General features: G+C 70.0%; 24 protein-coding genes and 2 pseudogenes. 9 read left to right on the top strand and 17 right to left on the bottom strand.

Translation table 11 applies throughout. The annotated features are described in order from the left end of the window. Nucleotides 1-34: 34 nt before the first annotated feature. Nucleotides 35-208 (bottom strand): hypothetical protein, encoded by a 174-nt coding sequence (locus AB5J49_RS44020; protein ID WP_369174479.1) that lies wholly within the window; start codon nucleotides 206-208, stop codon nucleotides 35-37. 248 nt (nucleotides 209-456) lie between these two features. On the opposite strand from AB5J49_RS44020, the gene AB5J49_RS44015 reads away from it, so the two are divergent. After that, entirely contained in the window at nucleotides 457-666 is a 210-nt protein-coding gene (locus AB5J49_RS44015; RefSeq protein WP_369174478.1) for a hypothetical protein, read from the top strand. 115 nt (nucleotides 667-781) lie between these two features. Here the strand turns inward: AB5J49_RS44015 and AB5J49_RS44010 are convergent, their stop codons facing one another. The 3 genes from AB5J49_RS44010 to AB5J49_RS44000 all read right to left on the bottom strand — a co-directional run bounded on the left by AB5J49_RS44010 (nucleotide 782) and on the right by AB5J49_RS44000 (nucleotide 3,722). Next, nucleotides 782-2,701, bottom strand: coding sequence for a hypothetical protein (locus AB5J49_RS44010; RefSeq protein WP_369174477.1), 1,920 nt, complete (start codon nucleotides 2,699-2,701; stop codon nucleotides 782-784). A 44-nt stretch (nucleotides 2,702-2,745) separates the two neighbouring features. Further along, a complete protein-coding gene (locus AB5J49_RS44005) occupies nucleotides 2,746-3,228 on the bottom strand; it encodes a hypothetical protein (protein WP_369174476.1) in 483 nt (160 codons plus the stop codon). A gap of 314 nt (nucleotides 3,229-3,542) precedes the next feature. Next, nucleotides 3,543-3,722 (bottom strand): hypothetical protein, encoded by a 180-nt coding sequence (locus AB5J49_RS44000; RefSeq protein ID WP_369174475.1) that lies wholly within the window; start codon nucleotides 3,720-3,722, stop codon nucleotides 3,543-3,545. 717 nt (nucleotides 3,723-4,439) lie between these two features. Here AB5J49_RS44000 and AB5J49_RS43995 point away from each other — a divergent pair. Continuing rightward, on the top strand, nucleotides 4,440-4,970 hold the full coding sequence (locus AB5J49_RS43995; protein ID WP_369175451.1) for a DUF317 domain-containing protein: 531 nt from the start codon (nucleotides 4,440-4,442) through the stop codon (nucleotides 4,968-4,970). Nucleotides 4,971-5,022: 52 nt separating this feature from the next. Next, the gene (locus AB5J49_RS43990) at nucleotides 5,023-5,385 is read left to right on the top strand and encodes a hypothetical protein (protein WP_369174474.1); all 363 of its coding nucleotides are present in this window, start codon (nucleotides 5,023-5,025) and stop codon (nucleotides 5,383-5,385) included. 14 nt (nucleotides 5,386-5,399) lie between these two features. Here the strand turns inward: AB5J49_RS43990 and AB5J49_RS43985 are convergent, their stop codons facing one another. Next, nucleotides 5,400-5,618 carry a hypothetical protein gene (locus AB5J49_RS43985; RefSeq protein ID WP_369174473.1) on the bottom strand — a complete coding sequence of 73 codons (219 nt, stop codon included), beginning with the start codon at nucleotides 5,616-5,618 and terminating at the stop codon, nucleotides 5,400-5,402. A gap of 60 nt (nucleotides 5,619-5,678) precedes the next feature. After that, nucleotides 5,679-5,840 carry a hypothetical protein gene (locus tag AB5J49_RS43980; RefSeq protein ID WP_369174472.1) on the bottom strand — a complete coding sequence of 54 codons (162 nt, stop codon included), beginning with the start codon at nucleotides 5,838-5,840 and terminating at the stop codon, nucleotides 5,679-5,681. A gap of 130 nt (nucleotides 5,841-5,970) precedes the next feature. On the opposite strand from AB5J49_RS43980, the gene AB5J49_RS43975 reads away from it, so the two are divergent. Beyond that, nucleotides 5,971-6,441 (top strand): hypothetical protein, encoded by a 471-nt coding sequence (locus tag AB5J49_RS43975; RefSeq protein ID WP_369174471.1) that lies wholly within the window; start codon nucleotides 5,971-5,973, stop codon nucleotides 6,439-6,441. A 47-nt stretch (nucleotides 6,442-6,488) separates the two neighbouring features. On the opposite strand, the gene AB5J49_RS43970 is transcribed toward AB5J49_RS43975, so the two are convergent. The 3 genes from AB5J49_RS43970 to AB5J49_RS43960 form a co-directional block, all read right to left on the bottom strand. After that, nucleotides 6,489-6,845 (bottom strand): PRC-barrel domain containing protein, encoded by a 357-nt coding sequence (locus AB5J49_RS43970; RefSeq protein WP_369174470.1) that lies wholly within the window; start codon nucleotides 6,843-6,845, stop codon nucleotides 6,489-6,491. A gap of 9 nt (nucleotides 6,846-6,854) precedes the next feature. Continuing rightward, entirely contained in the window at nucleotides 6,855-7,247 is a 393-nt protein-coding gene (locus AB5J49_RS43965; RefSeq protein WP_369174469.1) for an ANTAR domain-containing protein, read from the bottom strand. A gap of 82 nt (nucleotides 7,248-7,329) precedes the next feature. Further along, complete coding sequence (locus AB5J49_RS43960) at nucleotides 7,330-7,608, bottom strand: hypothetical protein (RefSeq protein WP_369174468.1); 279 nt, start codon at nucleotides 7,606-7,608, stop codon at nucleotides 7,330-7,332. A 709-nt stretch (nucleotides 7,609-8,317) separates the two neighbouring features. Here AB5J49_RS43960 and AB5J49_RS43955 point away from each other — a divergent pair. From AB5J49_RS43955 to AB5J49_RS43940, 4 genes and pseudogenes are all read left to right on the top strand, one after another. After that, nucleotides 8,318-8,470: a hydrophobic protein gene (locus AB5J49_RS43955; RefSeq protein ID WP_369175450.1), complete on the top strand. Its 153-nt coding sequence runs from the start codon at nucleotides 8,318-8,320 to the stop codon at nucleotides 8,468-8,470. A 196-nt stretch (nucleotides 8,471-8,666) separates the two neighbouring features. Further along, nucleotides 8,667-8,936, top strand: a pseudogene (locus AB5J49_RS43950) (DUF1206 domain-containing protein); the annotation flags it as partial. Nucleotides 8,937-9,085: 149 nt separating this feature from the next. Then, nucleotides 9,086-9,187 (top strand): annotated as a pseudogene (locus tag AB5J49_RS43945) (hypothetical protein); the annotation flags it as partial. Between the two features lie 137 nt (nucleotides 9,188-9,324). Then, nucleotides 9,325-9,534 carry a DUF1206 domain-containing protein gene (locus AB5J49_RS43940; protein ID WP_369174467.1) on the top strand — a complete coding sequence of 70 codons (210 nt, stop codon included), beginning with the start codon at nucleotides 9,325-9,327 and terminating at the stop codon, nucleotides 9,532-9,534. A gap of 70 nt (nucleotides 9,535-9,604) precedes the next feature. Here AB5J49_RS43940 and AB5J49_RS43935 read toward each other — a convergent pair whose 3' ends face one another. The 7 genes from AB5J49_RS43935 to AB5J49_RS43905 form a co-directional block, all read right to left on the bottom strand. After that, nucleotides 9,605-10,321 carry a GAF and ANTAR domain-containing protein gene (locus tag AB5J49_RS43935; protein WP_217242876.1) on the bottom strand — a complete coding sequence of 239 codons (717 nt, stop codon included), beginning with the start codon at nucleotides 10,319-10,321 and terminating at the stop codon, nucleotides 9,605-9,607. Nucleotides 10,322-10,399: 78 nt separating this feature from the next. Next, entirely contained in the window at nucleotides 10,400-11,161 is a 762-nt protein-coding gene (locus tag AB5J49_RS43930; protein WP_369174466.1) for an ANTAR domain-containing protein, read from the bottom strand. Continuing rightward, the gene (locus tag AB5J49_RS43925) at nucleotides 11,158-11,823 is read right to left on the bottom strand and encodes a hypothetical protein (protein WP_369174465.1); all 666 of its coding nucleotides are present in this window, start codon (nucleotides 11,821-11,823) and stop codon (nucleotides 11,158-11,160) included. Before AB5J49_RS43925 ends, AB5J49_RS43930 begins: the two co-directional genes overlap by 4 nt. Then, a complete protein-coding gene (locus AB5J49_RS43920) occupies nucleotides 11,820-12,245 on the bottom strand; it encodes an STAS domain-containing protein (RefSeq protein WP_369174464.1) in 426 nt (141 codons plus the stop codon). The genes AB5J49_RS43925 and AB5J49_RS43920 overlap by 4 nt, the downstream gene beginning before the upstream one ends. Before the next feature lie 653 nt (nucleotides 12,246-12,898). Beyond that, a complete protein-coding gene (locus AB5J49_RS43915) occupies nucleotides 12,899-13,912 on the bottom strand; it encodes an NAD(P)/FAD-dependent oxidoreductase (protein WP_369174463.1) in 1,014 nt (337 codons plus the stop codon). After that, a complete protein-coding gene (locus AB5J49_RS43910) occupies nucleotides 13,909-14,448 on the bottom strand; it encodes an isoprenylcysteine carboxyl methyltransferase family protein (protein ID WP_369174462.1) in 540 nt (179 codons plus the stop codon). Before AB5J49_RS43910 ends, AB5J49_RS43915 begins: the two co-directional genes overlap by 4 nt. Nucleotides 14,449-14,493: 45 nt before the next feature. Next, nucleotides 14,494-15,561, bottom strand: a complete 1,068-nt coding sequence (locus AB5J49_RS43905; protein ID WP_369174461.1) for a type III polyketide synthase — start codon at nucleotides 15,559-15,561, stop codon at nucleotides 14,494-14,496. A 148-nt stretch (nucleotides 15,562-15,709) separates the two neighbouring features. On the opposite strand from AB5J49_RS43905, the gene AB5J49_RS43900 reads away from it, so the two are divergent. After that, nucleotides 15,710-16,579: a UbiA family prenyltransferase gene (locus AB5J49_RS43900; RefSeq protein ID WP_369174460.1), complete on the top strand. Its 870-nt coding sequence runs from the start codon at nucleotides 15,710-15,712 to the stop codon at nucleotides 16,577-16,579. Between the two features lie 142 nt (nucleotides 16,580-16,721). On the opposite strand, the gene AB5J49_RS43895 is transcribed toward AB5J49_RS43900, so the two are convergent. Next, complete coding sequence (locus AB5J49_RS43895) at nucleotides 16,722-17,003, bottom strand: STAS domain-containing protein (protein WP_369174459.1); 282 nt, start codon at nucleotides 17,001-17,003, stop codon at nucleotides 16,722-16,724. Nucleotides 17,004-17,105: the final 102 nt, after the last annotated feature.

The following is a 17,105-nucleotide window of genomic DNA, read 5'->3' as shown; positions in this document are numbered from 1 at the left end:
CGATCTTGCTGGAGAACATCAGGTTCCTCGCCGCCTATCGGCTGGCGTCGTACCTGCCGCCGGCGTTGAACGGGCTTGGCAGGAGGTCGTCGATGGCGATGAGTTGGCGCTGGCCGAGCGGCGGCTGGCCGGGGGCCGGAAGCCCGAGGAAGCCCGAGGAAGCCCGTCCGGCGCTGATGGCGCTGTTGTGGGCGGGGCGGTTGACCACGGACCTCGCGGCTCGGCCGCTGTCTGGAGAGTGCGTCCTGCGGAGGCGTGGATGAACCAGTGGACGACGATGTTGCGACCGGGCCTGCCGATCGCCTTCGACGGTGAGCAGTTCACCGTCGCGGAGATCGAAGGACGGCGGGTTCTCCTGCGCCAGTCAACGACATCGGCTTCAGCGAGACCGGCAGCCCCACCTACAAGCCCGCCCCGACTGTCTCCGCCCGCGAACTCATCAACGGCCACCGGGAGTTGATACGGCAGACGCGGGCCAAGGGCGTCCGGATCGTGGGCGCGACGCTGCTCCCGCTCGGCGGCTGCGACCACTACGGCAAGCACGCGGCCGCCGTGAGCGGCGCGTTCAACCACTGGGTGCGGATGTCCGGTGCGTACGACGCTTACGTCGACTTCGACAAGGCTCTCGCCGACGCGCGGGACCCGGAGCGGATCGCGCCCGCGTAAGACAGCGGCGACCACCTGCACCCGAACGACGCCGGGTACCGGGCCATGGCCCGCGCGGTCGCACCGGGCACGCTGTGAGCACGGTCGTCCGGGCCCCCGCGGGGGCCGTGCCTCGCTACGACGGTGCCGGGGCGCCCCGCAGTACGCCGGAGATCCGCAGCAGCTTGCCCTGCCGGTTGCTGACGTAGATCAGGCCGTTGTCGCGGTCCAGCTCGATGCCGCTGACATTGCCCAGGCCGTCGGCCACCACGCGCTGACGGCCCTTGGCTTCGCCGTCGGCCACGACGACCTCGTGCACCTTGCCGCCGGCCGAGTCGCAGACGTACGCGTGGCCCGCGCCGTCCAGCGCCACGCGGACGCTGCACCCGAAATGAGTGGCCACGGTGCGCGGGGTGGCGCCGTCCGCCGTCAGGTCGACCTCGTACAGCCCGCCGAGGTCGTACTGACCGACGTACGCCCTGCCCTCGGCCAGCGCCACCCCGGCGGCCCTCGGCACGTTCCAGGTGCGCTGCTGCTGCGCCGGGCGGCCGTTCAGGCCGTACTCGATCAGCTGGCCGTTCTCCACGTCGGTGACGTAGACCCGGCCGCCCGGCAGGTCCAGGGCGACGCCGTACGCGTACATGCCCTCGGCGATCACGACCGGAGGGGCGGAGCGGTCGGCCAGGTCCACCGTGAACAGGCGCTTGCCGCTGTAGTCGGTGATGTATGCCTGGTTGCCCGGCAGGTCCAGCGCCACGTCGTTGACCTGGCCCGGCGTCGCCAGGACCCATTCGGTGCCGTCGCCGTCGCCGTCGTCGGCGAGATCCACCTTCAGCAGCCTGCCGCTGTTGTACCGGTCGGTGACGTACGCCTTCCGGTTCGCCCGGTCCAGCGCGAGGCCGTCGGCCGTGCCCAGCCCGTCGGCGAGCGTGACGGGAGGCTTCCGGGAACTCGCCTGCTTTGCGCCGCCGCCCTTGTGAAGAGGGTGCATCTTGCTGTCGAACTCGAGTTTCTCCAGCTCGAAGACCTCATGGACCCCGGCGAGAGTGGAGACGACCTCGGCCTCCCCCCTCTGCAAGAACGGCCTGCCCTCGTCGGTCAGGTCGAAGGTGTCCTCGGCCGCGCCGGTCTCGCCGAGCTTCCACGCGATGACCTTGGCGTACTTCGGCTCCTTGGCCTGCGGGCCGTCCGGGTGCGTCTCCTTGACCTCCACCGGCTCGGGGTAATACAGCGCGACCCACCCGCCGAAGGAGATGGGGAATTCGTAGTCGAACCTCCGCACCTGGCGCCGCTGCGTGGCCAGGACGTCCACCCGGCTGCCGACCTCACCGCTCAGCGTGGACGACGTCTTGAACGCGGTGGTCAGCGAGCCGCTGACCGATGCGGTGATCCCCAGCATCAGCTGTGCCGACAGCTCGCCGGTGCCGGTGGCGGTGCTCGTGGCCGTGGTCGTACTGGTCGACTGCGACTGGGACTCGGAGTCGACGCCCTGGTTGTCCTTGCTGTTCTTCAGGGTGGTCTTCTGCGACTGGTTCGCCGCCATGCTCTTCTGCAGTTGCTGCTGCAGCGAGGCGGTGGCCTTCGCGCCGAAGGTGAGCTGCACCTGTCCCTGGAGCGACCAGCTGATCGTGTTCGAGATCGAGAACTCGACCGTGTGCGACCACTTCGTGGGGACGGGGTCGGTCCGGTTGACGTACGTCTGCTTGGAGATCACATCAGGAGGGGGCTGCGCGATGTCGGCCCGCTCTTCGACGAGCGGCACACCCACCGTCATGTAGGCCGTCCATCCGCGCTCGTGCGCCGCGGCCTCCCCCTCGGGGAATTCCTGGAACCGCCCCTTGTTCAGGGAGAACCCGATGGGGTGGACGTACCGATCCTCACCGTCCGGCGACTTCTTCTCGGCCTTCCTCTTCAATTTCTCCCTGTCCCGCTCCAGGATCGCGGGGGCCTTTGTGGCGACGTCGAGCTCTTTCAGGTTCCGGCCGGTCAGCGGGTGGCGCATGTACCGTTCGCCGAGATGAGCCGTACTCACATTGTTCTTTTTGGCGTCGCCCATTCCCTTGGGCCCTCCCTTTCCCGCGCATCGCAACGATGTGACAGTCACTCACCCTCGGTCGGTGCGCCGTCGGTCCTTTCGACTTTCGCGGCCGCTTCGGAGTTCTTCCTTATCATTTCTTCCATCTCTTCCTCGCTCATCTTCGGCAGGTCCTCGCCCTTGACCCCCGGCCGGTCCTCGTCCCTGATCTCCACCTTCACCTTCTTGAACGTCTCGCCCTCGGCCGAGGACGCCATGCCGGCCGTCGATGCGGGGTCCTCGCAGGGGGCGCGCTGTTCGGCGGCCGCCGACCCGGTCCTCTTGAACAGCGGAGACAGAAAGCCGTTCATGATGCGGAGCGCCTCGGGTGACGTCTCACGCACAATCTTCGGGTCGCGCTCGACATCCGAAATTCCCTCGTATAGTTCCGGGTCGACCCCTTGCCGTTCGGGCCGGGCGCCCGGGATGTTTTCGTACACCTTTTGAGCGGACTCTTCGGCGGACTTGGCTTCACTCCCGCCGCCCTCGAAGATGTTTTTGAAAGACATGGGCTCCCCTTCGATCGTGTTTACTGCCTACCCCTGAGGCAATCCGTCCATCCGGCTCGGTTCCACTCTTCGCGTCCATCACCTGACCCCGGGTCGGCCGTAACGTTTATTCGGGCCGCAATGTCGGCCGAAACTGATCCTCGGCCGGGGTTTTACCTCGCGTGACGTACTGAAATGGCTCCGTCCCCGGGCCTGAAGAGGGCCGGGGGCGGGCCATCGGGCGGCGGCGTCGGGGCGACGTCGAACTGCAGAGCGGGGTGAGTCCTTGCCAATCCGGCGGCTTCCGCAACGGGGCTGCGTACGCGGCCCGTTGCTCACTCCGTCGTGCAGTGGCGGTAGAACGTCACCGCGAACACCGCGGCCGCCACCGCCAGCGACATCCCCACCGACCTCAGCACGCTGGCGTCGGTCTGGCTGTAGAGGAAGCCGAACGCGATCCCCGCGAACGCCGTCCAGGACAGGACGCGCAGTTCGCGGGAGAGCGCGGGTGCCATCTTTCAGGGGCGGGCGCCGCAGCGGCCCCGGGTGCAGGACCGGGCGGCACTGGTGGAGCGGTGGGCTTCGGCGGCGCAACTGCCGCAGGCCGCTCTTCGGCGGCCGTCGGCGACGCCACAGCTTCTGCCTCCGCGGGCTTCGATACTTCCGGGGCCTGGTCCCGCCGAGCGTGTCGATCGCACGGGCTCGGGCGCCTCGGCCAGCTGCGATGCGGGGCCATTGCGGGGCCTGGTGTCCGGCGCGGCTCCGGGGCGTGGCCGGGTCGGTCGCGACGGCCGGTGCGCTCGTTCTGTGCGGCGCCCGCCGGTTGTTGGCTTACGCCACTTTAAGGGCCTTCACCCCACCACGTCGGCCGTGCCCGCTCCGGGTCGCCAAGGGAACATAGACGACGATCGCCGGTTTCGGAAACCGGCGATCGTCGCGACACTTGAAGCTCCCCATCACCCCAACTGCCGCGCGGGTCAACGCGCCTGTTGGAGGACCGCACGGCACACAGGAGAGCGCATCCGAAGGCACCGACACCCACCCTCAGCGGCCGGCAGCAGCACGCCCGTACTCAGGGCGACGGATAGGTGGGAGCCGCTCGTGCATTCTGCTCATGATCGGCTGTCGAGGCGATGCTCATGGGGCGCGGAAAGCCGGATCGCAGCAGAAGCCACTGCTCACGAAACCGCGCTCCCTACAACGCGATTGCAGGGTCCGCGGTTCCGTGAGCGCTGTCGGCCGATCATGAGCACTGTCCGAGCAAATCCCTCGGCACCCTGACAGCCGAACTGGCTACCGACCCGGATCACGTCGTCTACGGCATCGGCACCCAACCTGGCCTGCTCGAGCTCTGCGTCGACGCCGACTCCTGGACCTACTTCGAAGACGTCGGGCTCCACGGATTCATCTCGCATGACGGGCACGCTGCCGTCATCAACCGCCCCGTGGACTCCCCCGCGCCGCCCATCCGCAACGACGCATCCATCACCTGGCACCTCGGCGCCGCCACGGAAGACCTCGGTCGCGTGTGGGACGTCTCGTGCACGGACAAGGTGCCGCCCTTCCTCCTGCACGCGGTCCTCGCCGAGACCCTCGACCCCCGGCCCACCCTGCGCTCCACGGTCTTCCCGTTCCCCGCGGTCCTCGCACCCCTGGTGACCATTGAACGGGTCCCGTCGCCCTCCCCGCGCCCCTCGGCGCAGCCTCCCCACGCCGAACCACGGCGCAGCACCCAGGCCAAGCGCGCCCCGAAGACCCGCTGAGCCCCGTGCGTCCGGACGAAGCGGGCCACGGGCTCGACCCTCCAGGACCTTGATGCCCACCCCCTCCGCCGAGATCACCCTCACCACCAGCCGCGCCCTGGGCCTTGTCGCCATCGCGTCCGGCGAGGACTACCAACAGGCCCACCACGCCCTCAAAGACGCTGGATTCAGCCGCCTGTCCAACGGGGCGTTCGTCTCCCCGCTGACCGACGCGCAGTCCGCCCGGTCCACCGCCAGCGCCCTGGTGCACCACGCCCACGAGCACGGCGCCACCATCACCACCAGCCCCCGCCCCCGCCCCTACCTCGGCGACATCGGCACCGAGATCGCCGCCCGGCTGCCCGGCACATGGAGCGCCGAGCTGGAGATCTACAGCCACCCACTGTGGCAGGAAGACCTCTGGCCCATGCTGTGAGAAGCCGGCGACATCTACCGCGCGCTCGTCAACCACCGCATCCCGTTCGCCTCCGTGCTGAAGAAGACACCGGCACCGAGCTGCTGCTGATCGAGCGCCCCGGTCACCGCAGCGGCTACCTCCTCGGCGCGCTCACTGACCGGGAGCAGGAAGACCCGCGCGACGACCCCGCCACGCCGCGCAGCATCGTGCTGCCCGCCGATCCGGGCCTGGCCGCGCACGCCGTCACGCACACGTTCCTGCCCGCCTACCGCCGTGCCCTGCACAACCGGGACCTGAACACCGTCCTGAGATCACTGGAACGTATCCGGGAAGAACACCAGACCCTCCAAGCGATCAAGGACTCCGGCCGGTACAGCGACGGTGTCCCGCTCGGCGACTCCCGGCTGATCGCCGGAATGGAACGGGACTTCGCCGACTGGGCCTGGCTCTCCTTCCGCGACGTTCTCGAACACGCGCCGATCCTGCTCACCCGGTGCCGTGCCGCTGCCAGTGCCTGGCCCCAGGACGCCGCCGCGCTGACCCGACTGCACGAGGCACTCGCCAACAGCCAGGACGCCTGGAACGAGTGGAACGACCTACGGCGTGACCTGTACTCGATCCCCCCGCACGCTGCCTGCCCACGAATGGAGCCAGGTCCGAGGCCGGCTCGGCCTCGGCGTCCTGCCCGCGATCGAGACGTGGCTCGCCGACAGCGAACCGTTCGAGCGCCAGGCGCGCGCCGAAGCCCGGACGTGCCACCTTCAGGGCGTGGGGAGGCTGGCCCGCGCTGAGAGGGCTGCGGCCAAGCAACGGGCGGAACATGACACGCCCTCCTACCTGGCCGCCGAGACAGCGCGACTGCGAGAGATCCGCCACCAGTTGACGGACGAGGCCGAACGCGAGGGCTGGCTCGGTGAAGTCGAGGGTCTGCAAGTCAGCCTCGCCGGGGCGCAGGACCATCTCGCGCAGCTCGACGCAGATCAGACACGCACCCGCCGGGCCCTCGACCTGGGCATGCCCACCTGCCGTCACATCACCGGCCGCGCGGGCACCTCACCAAGGGGCCCCGGCTGACGGCTGTCTGCCGCGGCGAACACGGCAGTCGTCGCGTCCGTAGGTGGTCAGCGGCGCGCCAGTTGCCGTTCGCCGGCCGCACCGGCCTGGTAGGGCAGTCCGTAATGCTTGAAGATCGCTTCCTCCTGCTCGGCGGGAAGCACGCCGTCGGTGCCGATCGACGGGGCCTGCTTCACCAACGTTCTGACATAGCCGACCTTGAGACAGTCCGGCCCGGCGATCGCGTCCTGAAGGGGGGCGAAAACCAGGCGGTGCCGGGTGGGCAGTCTGGTCCGTACCGTGGCCATGGCCGGTTCGTCGGTGGTGGTGTCCACATAGACCGCCTCCAGGACACCGATCTTGTGCGACTCGGTGTCGACGACGTCGCGGTTGCGCCATTCCCGGACGTCGCCTGCGTGAATCATGGCCTCTCCCTACCTGGACCGCTCATCGGCAGGGGGTGAGTCGCACCGTCGGTCTTCCGCGTAAAGCCGCCGCAGGGCACGCCGCAGCGCCCGCTGCATCCGCTCCGGGAGCGGCTTGCCCTCCCAGGCGGCGACCATGGCCGCGGCCACCTCAGGAAGTTTGGTGTGGCACTGCCGCGAGATGTCGACCAGGAGGTCCCTGGCCGTCCCGCGGCTGCAAGGGGTCAGGACCATCATCATGCCGCGGGCCTGGTCGATGACCGCACGGCCGGCCAGCGCCCGCCGCAGCTGATCGTTCTCCGCGCGCAGTGCGACGAGATCCTCTCCAGCGGCTGCGTTCCCCCACGTGGCCTCGGCCCGCAGTTTCCAAGAGTCCTCATGTAACAGGGTTGTGCGATGCATGACATGCGCCTCTCAACGAGTTCGACGTGTCCGGCCCGGCTGAAGCCGTCCGGAAACCGTGGCCGCTGGCCACTCCACGGGGTCACCTGTGGTGTTCGTGGTCCCGGCCGTCCTCGCGCCTCCAGCGCGCCCGGTTCTGGCGGCTGTAGCGGCGGTCCCAGCGGTCCTGACGATCCCGACGCTCCTGGTAGTCCCGGTAGTCCCCGAGATCGGAACCGCCGCCGCGGCTCCGGCCTCCGCCACGATCGCGGGCGTGCCGGGTCGCGCCGTAGACCAGCACCGCTGCGGCCACCCACCAGATCGGGTGAAGGAAGCCGAGGCCGAACAGGGCGGCGATGAGGATGAGGAGCAGGACGAACACGGTGGGCCTCCCCGGGAGTTGGACACTGCATCGATACCGGGGACTGGGGCCTCACACCAGAGCGTAGTCCTGCCCAACGGTTGTGGATACCGTGCGAGGTCAGCGCGTCTGCCCGGCGTGGATGGCTGCTTGACACCTGTCAGGGAACCGCTGCGAGGGCTAGCGTGCGACATGCCGCCCCTGCCCCCGGCAGCGTCGATCACCTCTCGCGCTCCTTCCGGGGGCGCACCCTGCGCATCGGTGCCGGGACCCGCCGTGTCACGAGCGAGGCGGTTCCCGCACACGCTCAGCGTCACGCGATCCCGGCGCGCCCGATGTGCCTCAAGCGGGCAACTATCTGCTGTCCGCTGCGTCGCACGCATCCCAAACCAGGCGGCACGCATGTACGCGCTGATCGTTCCGGCTTGAACCCCCTTTGTCCTGCTCGCCGTCGTGATGGGCCCTATCCCGGTGGGAGGACCACATCCTGCCGACGTCGCCGACCGAGCCGGCCGAACCACCCGCCGAGGCACCGTTCACCCCGGCAGCCCCTGCCCACCCCCACAACTCCTCAGTGTCGGCACCGCGTTGACAAGGGGCGTTGACTGGCAACACGGCGTAGGGCCATGCCACTCCGGATCATTTCGGGCGCAGCATTCCACCTTCCCGCTTCGCCCGGCCCCCGCGGAAATCAGGAAATCCCCGCGATCCGGAGGCCCGGCAATGAAGGATTCTTCTCCTTCTGCTGATCCTGGTGGTCTTCGGGTTCGGCTTCACCCTGCAGATCCTGTGGTGGGTCGCCGCCGTCCTCCTGGTCCTCTGGATCGTCGGCTTCGCCAAGCGCGGGCGCGGCGGTGGCCGCCGCCGGTACAGCCGCAGGTAGTCCGTTCCAGAGCTTGTTCCTACCCGCAGGAACAACGGCCTGTACGGCGATCACGCGCGGGCGCTCACTGACCAGACAGGCAGGAGGCTGCCATGAGCGTCGGACGGACAATCAAGCACCAGGCGACTGCAGCGGCACGGCAGGACCGACCAGGTCTCCGGAAATCTGAAGCAGTCCGGCGACAAGGCCAGTTGCGGTGGGCGCGTATCGCGCGCCCGCACCATGGGGAGGACATCGTGACGTCGTCCAACACGCAAGGGCGTGGCCGGGGCGCGAAGTCCGCGGCCCGTTCCTCGGAGCGCGAGACGCTGACCGCCGCAGGCGGGCGGGCTTTGTCGCGCGCGGCATCGTGTACGTACTGATCGGGCTGCTGTCCATCCGGATCGCCGTCGGGAGCGGCGGCGGCCAGGCGGACCGGCAGGGCGCGCTGCACGAGATCGCGGCGCAGCCCTTCGGGAAAGCGATGCTCTGGGCGCTGGCGGTCGGTTTCGCGGCCATGGCGCTCTGGCGGGGAGCCCGCGCCGTGCACACCACGGGGCCCCGGCGGAAGGCGGGTTCGCGCTCCTCGACGGCGGGCGGGCGGTCTTCTACATCGCCGTCTGCTGGGCCACAGCGGTGTATGCGGCCGGTGGCGGGCAGAGCTCCAGCGGTAACGAGCAGTCACAGGACTGGACGGCATCGGCGCTCGAACTGTCGTACGGCCAGGTATTGGTGGGAGCCGCGGGTTGCCTCTTGATCGGTATCGGCGCGGTACTCGCCGTCCGGGCGGCCATGCGGAGCTTCCTGCGGCAGCTGGACACCGCCGCCATGAGTCGCCGTACGAAGCCGTCACCGCTCTGGGCGTGGGTGGAGGCGTGGCACGGGGCGTGGTGTTCGCCGCGGCCGGGATCTTCATCCGGGTGGCAGCCGTCCGCTTCGATCCGGACGAGGCCAAGGGCGGGGACGCGACGCTCCGGAGCTTCGCACAGACACCGGCGGGACCGTGGCTCCTGGTCACGGTCGCGGTCGAGCTGATCCTCTTCGGTGTCTTCTCCTTCGCCTCGGCTCGCTGGCGCCGGCTGTGAACGCTGCCCCGAGCCACTGCCAGAGCCGCTTCGGCAGCGTCTGCGGAGGCGACAGCCCGCGCCAGGGTGGTCAGGCCACCAGCCCGGGGAGGGGTTCGGAGTCGTCGATGAAGGCGCGGGCCACATCGGACAGGCGCCGGTTGTGGGCGCGGGCATAGCCGCGCAGCGCGGTGAACGCCTGTTCCATGTCGATGCTCTGCCGTTCGGCGAGTTTGCCCTTGGCCTGCTCGATCAGTACGCGGCTGTTCAATGCCGTCTGGAGTTGTTCGTTGAGGACGGTGCTGCGGTGGGTGGAGCGTTGCTGTAGGAGGCTGATGGTGGCGACGTCGGCCAGGGCCTGGGCAATGAGCGTGGCGGGCGGGTCGAAGGGGCCGGGGGCGGCGCGGAAGAGGTTCAGCGCACCGACGGTCTCGTCCCGCAGACGCATGGGCAGGGCCTGGACGGCGCCGAAGCCGCTGCGGTGGGCCGCTGTTGCGAAATGCGGCCAGCGGTCCACCTCCCGGGTCAGGTCGGGGACGATCACCGGTGCGCCGGTACTGAAGCACTCCAGGCAGGGGCCCTCGTCGTTCTGGAGCTGGAAGAGCTCCAGCAGGCGCACCTGTTCGTCGGAGGCGGCCATCACGCGCAGTTTGCCGTCCCGGTCGGCGAGCAGCACCCCGGCGGCGCTCGCATCGAGCATGCTCACGCAGCGGTCGGTCAGCAGGCGCAGGAAATCGATGAGGTCGAAGTCGGCGACCAGGTTGTCCGCCAGCTCGACGAAGGTCTTGGCCAGGAGCTGCTGATTCATCGTGTCACCCTCGATTGAGACTAGTCCCGCCGGGAGGGGGCGGGAAGCGCAGCACGCTTATCGTCCGGAACCGGTGCGTCAGGCGTCATCGTCCGTCCGTTTCGGTTCCGTGTCCGGGGAGAATCGGAGCCGGTGGGCCACCACGTCGGCGGCCACGTCGGCGAGCCGGCGCCCTTGCGTATAGGCGTAGGCGCGCAGCCGGACGAAGGCTTCGTCGATGCCGACTTCGAGCTGGACGGTGAGGATGCCGGTGGCCTGGTCGATCTCCGCCCGGTATCCGCCCAGGTCCTCGAAGCCGTGGTCCGGTGACGGTGCGCCGGCCTGCGCGCCCGTCTCGTCGATCCGCGCGTCGAGCAGGAGCAGCGTCGCGAGATCGGCGAACGCCAGCGCGTCGGCCAGCTCCTCCGCGTCCAGCACGGTCGGCACGTCGGCGTACAGGTCGAGGACTCCCGGGCTGATCGCCCCGATCTGCAGGGGGAGCGCGAAGACCGCCCGTGCCCCGACTTCCAAGGCCGCGTCGGCGAATACGGGCCAGCGGTCCTGCAGCCCGCCGGTCAGCAGATCGGGGGACAGGACGGCCGAGCCATGGGTGAAGGCGTCCACGCAGGGGCCCTCGCCCAGGGTCAGCTGGAGCTCCTCCAACTGCTCGCTGATGGTGTCGGTGCTGCACAGCGGATGGCTTGCGGTGGTCTTGGACATCGCCGATACCCCGGCTCCGCCGACCGGCAATGCGGCCACGGCCGCAGTGCACACGTCCACCACACCGACCGGGCCGCCGCGTCGGGCCGCCTGCTCGGCAACCAGCACCTGGATGCGGGCCGAGCGGCTGTCGGCCCTCATCCGGGCCACCGCGACCAGGCATCGTGGGCCAGGCCTTCCAGACGCGCCGTGGTTCGTTCCCCGATGGGGAATACCAGCGCACGGAACATGGTCGGGCCCGCCGGCCGCCACACCTCTCCCAGGTCCAGCCATCCCCAGGAGCGGAGCGACGCGAGGGTCGGGTGATCGCCCGGATCCACCAGGGTGGCGCCGAGGGATGCCTGGTGACCGCTCAGCAGCCGCTCCTGCAAACGGCGGGCCACGTCCTGGTCCTGCGGGTGTGGCCGGACCAGGATGCTGGTGATCGCGAAGACGCCGCCGGAGGCGGTGAGTTGCTCGATGCTCTGCGGCAGTGCTCCGTCGAACCCGAGCCACCAGATGCCGTCACTGGCCACCGGGAATCCGAAGGCGCATCCCACCAGGTGGTCCGTCTCCGCGATCACCATGGCGAACCCCGGCCGCCGGATGTCGCCGGTGAGACGGCTCAGGAAGTCCAGGCGGCTACGGCTGCGGTACGCCTCAGCGGCGGACGTCTCTCGGGAGTCGACGTACAGATCCGCCAGCTCCCCGCCCAAGTCCTGCGCCAGCCAGCGGTTCACGCGGCGCAACCGCACCGCGTCCATGGTGGACGACTCGCCCGCATGCGGCTCGTGCGGCTGCCCCTGCCCGGGCTGGGCCTTCACCGCACATCGCCCGACAGGACAGCCACCAGCGGAACACTCCGCTCCGGCAGGGCCGGAGCGACCGGGTCAGGGACGTCCCCGAGAGACGGTGGCAGATGCCCGAGCGGAAGGCCGACAACCAGGAACCCGCAGCCGGTGAGCTCGAGGATCCGCGCCAGTGATGGTGGCGGGTTGTGCAGTCGTAGGATCCCGCCGGCCTCCCTGGTCCGCTGCGCGGCGTAGAGGAAGACATTGAGGCCGCTGCAGTCGCAGAAGGTCACGGGGGTGAGGTCGACATCGACGATGCGGATGCCGTCGCTCAGGCATCGCGCCAGTGCTGCGCACACCAGCGGTGCCGATTCCAGGTCGATCTCACCAGCCAGGGTGATCAGTGCCCGTTTCCGTCGGTCATGACGATAGATGGTGAGCCGTGGGAGGGTCATGACGCCTCGGTTCCAAAGACCATCCGGCAGCGAGATGGGGACGCCGGGAGTCCCGGCTCCTCTTGGCGCGCTGCCGGCAGGGGCGTATGTGCGGCGGAGGCGGAACCACGGCCGGTCCGAGGGCCTGCGCAACAGGACATAGGGCCCGCCCGGTTCTCTCCAGGGATGCGTCGGGTGACGGACGATAGGTCCGCTCCACGCAGCCATCTGTGTCGCGAAACGACAAGCCGCCGGGGTCTGGGACGCCTGTACAGCAGCATAGTCCTGGCCCAGTGCGGCAGACGGTCCGAAGCCACCCCATCTCAGGATGTGGACAATGTCGAAGTGTAACGGCGCGCTCATACCCGGTGCCCTGCACGGTACTTGGACCCATGACGGCAAGACCGCTGCTCGTGTCGGACTCAGGTCCGGATCCTTTACAAGGGCTGCGGCAGGAGGATGTTGCGGCGGACTCGGCCGTCGGCGTTGCCGGTGCACTGCAGTCGGTTTTCGCAGACCCGGCAGGTTGGAGAAGGAGAACAGGACGGCCAGTCGCTCGTGCCTCCGTCCCGGCCGAGGTGAGTTTCTGGCTGCAGCGGGCCTCCGGGGCACAGGGCGAGACGATCTCTGTGCTCGGCCACGGGACCCAGGCGGTCTCCAGGGCAGGCCTACCGTTACTGCAGTGCGTGGACCGCTGCTGAGAACACCGGGGGCATCCGGGATGCTGCGGGGACGATGAGGCGGGCGGTGCCGGGACGGCGGCTCGCGGCCAGCAGGGCTCCCGTCAGCAGTCGGTGGCGGCGGGTCAGCCGGGACCAGGTGTGCTCGTACTTGTCCGGTTGTCCGGCGGCAAGGCAGCGGACGGCGGCCCCGGCCGTCGCCAGTGCGAGGGCGATGCCCTCGCCGGTGAGGGCATCCAGGTAGCCGGCGGCGTCGCCGACGAGCAGGACACGGCCGGCGACTCTGTGCCGCACCCGCTGTCGCAGTGGTCCGGCGCCGCGTACCTCCGTCGTGGCCGGGCCTCGCAGCGAGGCGGTGAGGGCAGGGAAGTCGGCCAGGTGCTCGTCGTACCCGCGACGGTTGCGGCTGAGGACCGCGACGCCCACCAGGTCGTCGCCGACCGGTGTCACATAGGCTTCGCCGTGCCGGGACCAGTGGACCTCCACGAAGTCCGTCCACGGTTCGACGCGGTAGTGCCTGCGCAGCCCATAGCGGCCGTGGGGGCGGCCCGGCAGTTCCAGCCCCAGGCTGCGGCGCACCGGGGAGTGCAGGCCGTCGGCGGCGATCAGCCAACGGGCTGTGGTTCCGGCGGCGGTGACCGTGTCCGCGTTCTGTCGCACCTCGCCGACCTTGCCCGGCAGCATCCGCACGCCGAGGCCGAGAGCGCGCTGGTGCAGAGCGGCGTGCAGCGTCGTACGACGGATCCCCAGCCCGCTGTGGCCGCGGAAGGACGCTTCGGCGCGGACGGCACCGTCCATGTAGCGGATGCCGCGCAGTTCGCGGCCACTGGCCTCGACGCCCAGTGCTCTCAGCGCGGCGACTCCGCCAGGCATGACGCCTTCTCCGCAGGCTTTGTCCACGGGCGAGGTCCGGGGTTCGACGACGACGGCCTCCAGGCCGGCGAGCGCGGCGTGGATCGCGGCGGCCAGACCGGCCGGTCCACCGCCGGCCACCAGTACGTCGATCACGCCGGAGCGGTCGTGGTCGGCGTGGTCGCGGCGGTCAGCGCCCGGTTCTCGCAGCGGATGCGCACGGTGAGCAGGGCGGCGTTGAGTACCGTGAACACGGTCGCGGTGATCCAGGCGGTGTGCACCAGGGGCAGGGCCACGCCCTCGGCGACGACGGCCACGTAGTTCGGGTGCCGCAGCCACCGCCACCGGTAGGGGCCGCCGGTCACCAGCGGCAGGCCGGGTACGACGATCACCCGGGTGTTCCAACGGGGTCCCAGGGTGTGGATGCACCACCACCGCAGCGCCTGGGCGCCCGCGAGCACGGCCAGCATCGGCCAGGCCAGGGCGGGTACGAAGGGCCGGTCGGCCAGCCAGACCTCGGCCGGGCAGGCGGCCAGCAGGCCGGTGTGGAGGGCGACCATGGCCGGGTAGTGGCCCTGTCCGGACTCGGTCGCGCCGCGGGCAGTGCTCCACCGTTCGTTGCGGCGGGCGACGACGAGTTCGGCGATGCGCTCGGCGGCGACGGCGGCCACCAGCAGTCCGTACCAGATCATGTGTCCAATGTCCTTCGTATCCTTCGTGTCCCTCGACGGTCCGAACTACCAGCGCAGCAGGACGAGTTCGCAGGCGAAGCCGGGCCCCATCGCCAGCAGCACACCCGGCGTGCCCGGCGGTGGGCGGCGTTGGGCCAGGGTGTCGCGCAGTACGTGGAGCACCGATGACGAGGAGAGGTTGCCGACGTCGGCCAGGTGACGCCAGGTCACATCGAGTGCGTCGTCGGGCAGGTCGAGGGCCTCGGTGACGGCCTGAAGGACCTTGGGGCCTCCCGGGTGGCACACCCAGGCGGTCACGTCCTTCGGCTTGATCCCGTGGTCGCCGAGGAACCCCTCGACGTCATCGGCGAGGTAACGGCGTACGACATCGGGGACCTGTGGGTCGAGGACGACCTGGAAGCCTGAGTCCTTGATGTCCCAGCCCATGACGCGCCCGGTGTCCGGATACAGGTGGCTGCGGGTGTCCACGATCGTCGGGCCGGCGGTCTCGTCCGGGCGGCCCGGGCGGTTCGCGCCGCAGGCCACGACCGCGGCGGCGCCGTCGCCGAACAGTCCGGTGGCGACCAGGTTGGCCATGGAGGCGTCGTTGCGCTGGAAGGTGAGCGAGCACAGTTCGACGGACAGCAGTACCGCCACGTGGTCGGGCCGGCCCAGCAGGTAGTCGTGCATACGGGCCAGGCCGGCTGCGCCGCCGGCACAGCCCAGGCCGAACAGGGGCAGCCGTTTGACGTCCGGCCGCAGTCCGAGACGACCGACCAGCCGTGCGTCGATCGAGGGGATGGCGATGCCGGTGACGGAGGTGAAGATCAGCAGGTCCACGTCGGCTGCGGACAGACCGGCCATGTCCAGGGCGTCCCGGACGGCCTTGGCGCCCAGATCGGTGGCAGCCGCGATGAAGACGTCGTTGGCGGCGCCGAATCCGTCCAGTTCCCCGTACTGTTCGAGCGGCAGCGTCATGTGTCGCGAGTGGACCTTCGCGCTGAGGTGCAGGCGGTCCAGGACCCGGCGGTCGGTGCCCTCGGGCAGGCAGGTGCGGGCCACCATGTCGGTGATCTCGGACTGGGTGCGACGGTGTGGTGCGAGGGCACCGTGAACGGCGGCGATCCGCGTCATATGGTTCCCGTCCGGTTACCAACTCGGGTGAGTTGCTTCCCACGTGTTCCCCAGACCGGGACTCCGACACCATGGATCGCCCGTCCGGCCGCTCGCCCCGGGGCGCGTGTGCCGGTCGGGTGGAGCCCGGGCGCCTACGATCGGCCGGGTGGGCACTTCCGAGCAGTTGACAACCGGCGGCCCCGAGGCGAGTTGGGCCGGCCGGGTGGCTGGTCTGGCCGGGTCGTGCCACCCCGGGCCTGTCGTGGCGGTCACCGCCCTGATGGCGGCGCTGGCCGTCACCGCCGGCCAGAGCGCCGCGCGCTGCGTCCTGACCGCCGCCGCCGTGCTGACCGGGCAGTTGTCCGTCGGCTGGTGCAACGACGCATTCGACGCGCGCCAGGACATCGCGGCCGGCCGCCGCGGCAAACCCGTCGTCGACGGCACGGTCGGCGTGACGGACGTGTGGGTGGCCGCGTATGCCGCGCTGGCGCTGTGCGTGCCGCTCTCGCTCGCCTGTGGCCTGCGGGCGGGCGCCGTTCACCTGACCGGGGTGGCGGCGGCGTGGGCTTACGACCTGCGGCTCAAGGCGACAGTGTGGTCCTGGGCACCGTACGCGGTGGGCTTCGCAGCGCTCCCGGCGTTCGTCGCGCTGGCCTTGCCGGGGCACCCATGGCCGGCCTGGTGGGTTGTCACCGCCGGGGCGCTGTTGGGGGTCGGTGCCCATCTGGGTGACGTACTGCCGGACATTCGCGGGGATTTGGCGACGGGAGTTCGGGGATGGCCGCACCGGCTGGGCCCGGACGGCACCCGGCTGCTGCTGCCAGTGCCGCTGGTGGCCGCGTCCGCGGTTCTGGTGCTGGGTCCTGCCGGGCCCCCCGGCAGGTGGGGACTGGCGGCGCTCGCGGTGGCCGGCCTGGTCGCGGTGGCGGGGACGGTGCTGGGATGCCGCTGGGAGCGGGCGGCGTTCGCGGCGGCGGTCGCCGTGGCGGTGGTGGACGTGGCGCTGCTGCTGCTGCGCGACACCGGGATCGCCTGACTCAGCCCCCTCGCCGGCCGGCTCACACCGCACCCGTCCACAACCAGAAACAGGAGATCACCGTTCCCAGCTGCGGATGCCGTCCCTGCGGAAGCCGGCCTCCACGTTCGCGCCCTCGTAACCTCGCGGTCGGTGGTGGGTTTCAGCCGGCGAAGACGGCCTCTGCATCGGTGACGGTGTCATAGACCCGCAGAAGCTGATCCGCCCCCGTCATCTGAAGGATCCGCCGCAACGGCTCGGGCACACACGCCAGCACCAGCACGGCCCCGCTCGCATCCGCCTGCCTCCATGCTCCGAGCAGCACGTTCAGCCCGGCTGAGTCGCAGAACGAGACTCTGGACAGGTCCAGCACGATGAAGCGGCCACTCCGGGCGATGAGTTCCTTGAACTGCGGGCGCAATACCGGCCCGGTTATGTAGTCCATCTCGCCGCTGACCCCTTGCGACCAGGCAGCGGTCGGCGGCAACCGTCTCGACCGGCGCGGATATCTGTTCCTATGCACTGCGAAGCTTGCGAGGAAAGCTGG

Source organism: Streptomyces sp. R28 (genome assembly GCF_041052385.1).
Taxonomy (GTDB): domain Bacteria; phylum Actinomycetota; class Actinomycetes; order Streptomycetales; family Streptomycetaceae; genus Streptomyces.
Note: the sequence above shows the minus strand (reverse complement) of the source record. Positions and strands in the feature narration are given on the sequence as shown.

What these genes read in the sequence shown, in the direction of transcription:
- AB5J49_RS44010 (WP_369174477.1), bottom strand. Translation starts at nt 2,701, where the DNA reads ATGGGCGACGCCAAAAAGAACAATGTGAGTACGGCTCATCTCGGCGAA.
- AB5J49_RS44005 (WP_369174476.1), bottom strand. Translation starts at nt 3,228, where the DNA reads ATGTCTTTCAAAAACATCTTCGAGGGCGGCGGGAGTGAAGCCAAGTCC.
- AB5J49_RS44000 (WP_369174475.1), bottom strand. Translation starts at nt 3,722, where the DNA reads ATGGCACCCGCGCTCTCCCGCGAACTGCGCGTCCTGTCCTGGACGGCG.
- AB5J49_RS43990 (WP_369174474.1), top strand. Translation starts at nt 5,023, where the DNA reads ATGCCCACCCCCTCCGCCGAGATCACCCTCACCACCAGCCGCGCCCTG.
- AB5J49_RS43970 (WP_369174470.1), bottom strand. Translation starts at nt 6,845, where the DNA reads ATGATTCACGCAGGCGACGTCCGGGAATGGCGCAACCGCGACGTCGTC.
- AB5J49_RS43965 (WP_369174469.1), bottom strand. Translation starts at nt 7,247, where the DNA reads ATGCATCGCACAACCCTGTTACATGAGGACTCTTGGAAACTGCGGGCC.
- AB5J49_RS43935 (WP_217242876.1), bottom strand. Translation starts at nt 10,321, where the DNA reads ATGAATCAGCAGCTCCTGGCCAAGACCTTCGTCGAGCTGGCGGACAAC.
- AB5J49_RS43930 (WP_369174466.1), bottom strand. Translation starts at nt 11,161, where the DNA reads ATGAGGGCCGACAGCCGCTCGGCCCGCATCCAGGTGCTGGTTGCCGAG.
- AB5J49_RS43920 (WP_369174464.1), bottom strand. Translation starts at nt 12,245, where the DNA reads ATGACCCTCCCACGGCTCACCATCTATCGTCATGACCGACGGAAACGG.
- AB5J49_RS43910 (WP_369174462.1), bottom strand. Translation starts at nt 14,448, where the DNA reads ATGATCTGGTACGGACTGCTGGTGGCCGCCGTCGCCGCCGAGCGCATC.
- AB5J49_RS43905 (WP_369174461.1), bottom strand. Translation starts at nt 15,561, where the DNA reads ATGACGCGGATCGCCGCCGTTCACGGTGCCCTCGCACCACACCGTCGC.
- AB5J49_RS43895 (WP_369174459.1), bottom strand. Translation starts at nt 17,003, where the DNA reads ATGGACTACATAACCGGGCCGGTATTGCGCCCGCAGTTCAAGGAACTC.